This window comes from Pseudomonas sp. K5002 (assembly GCF_013386655.1).
GTDB lineage: Bacteria > Pseudomonadota > Gammaproteobacteria > Pseudomonadales > Pseudomonadaceae > Aquipseudomonas.
In genome coordinates, this window is the sequence record NZ_JACARK010001037.1 from 1 (window position 1) to 991 (window position 991).

General features: G+C 62.9%; 1 protein-coding gene. It reads left to right on the forward strand.

The window, feature by feature from the left end; all coding sequences use genetic code 11:
• Positions 1 to 991, forward strand: a 991-nt coding sequence (locus HX846_RS32895) for an L-glutamate gamma-semialdehyde dehydrogenase (RefSeq protein ID WP_178967017.1), incomplete at both ends; no start/stop codon positions are given.

Sequence of the window (991 nt, forward strand, 5' to 3'; positions counted from 1 at the left end):
AGGCGTGCTGCAACTGCTGCCGGGCCAGGGCGAAACCGTCGGTGCGCGCCTGGTGGGTGATGATCGCGTCAAGGGCGTGATGTTCACCGGCTCCACCGAGGTTGCGCGCTTGCTGCAACGCAGTGTCGCCGGCCGTCTGGATGCACAGGGTCGTCCGATTCCGCTGATCGCCGAAACCGGTGGCCAGAACGCAATGATCGTCGACTCCTCGGCGCTCACCGAACAAGTGGTGATCGACGTGGTGTCCTCGGCCTTCGACAGTGCCGGCCAACGTTGCTCGGCCCTGCGCGTGCTGTGCTTGCAGGAAGATTCCGCTGACCGCGTCATCGAAATGCTTAAAGGTGCCATGGCTGAATGCCGCCTCGGCAACCCGGAGCGCCTGTCGGTGGATATCGGCCCGGTGATCGACGCCGAAGCCAAGGCTGGCATCGAGAAACATATCCAGGCCATGCGCGACAAAGGCCGCAACGTTTACCAGGTCGCGATTGCCGATAGCGAAGAGATCAAGCGCGGCACCTTCGTGATGCCAACCCTGATCGAACTGGAAAGCTTCGACGAACTGCAACGGGAGATCTTCGGCCCGGTGCTGCACGTGGTGCGCTACAAGCGCAAAGAGATCGACCAGCTTATCGGCCAGATCAATGCCTCCGGCTATGGCCTGACCCTGGGCGTGCACACCCGCATCGACGAGACCATCGCCAAGGTGATCGACAACGTCCATGCCGGTAACGTCTACGTTAACCGCAACATCGTGGGCGCCGTGGTCGGCGTGCAGCCGTTCGGTGGCGAAGGCTTGTCGGGCACTGGCCCGAAAGCTGGCGGCCCGCTGTATCTGTACCGTTTGCTGTCGACCCGTCCTACGGACGCCATCGAGCAATCCTTCGTCCGTGGTGATGCACTGGCCGCACCGGATGTTCGCCTGCGGGATGCCATGAGCAAGCCGCTGACCGCCCTGAAAGCCTGGGCCGACAGCAGCAACCTGAGCGACTTG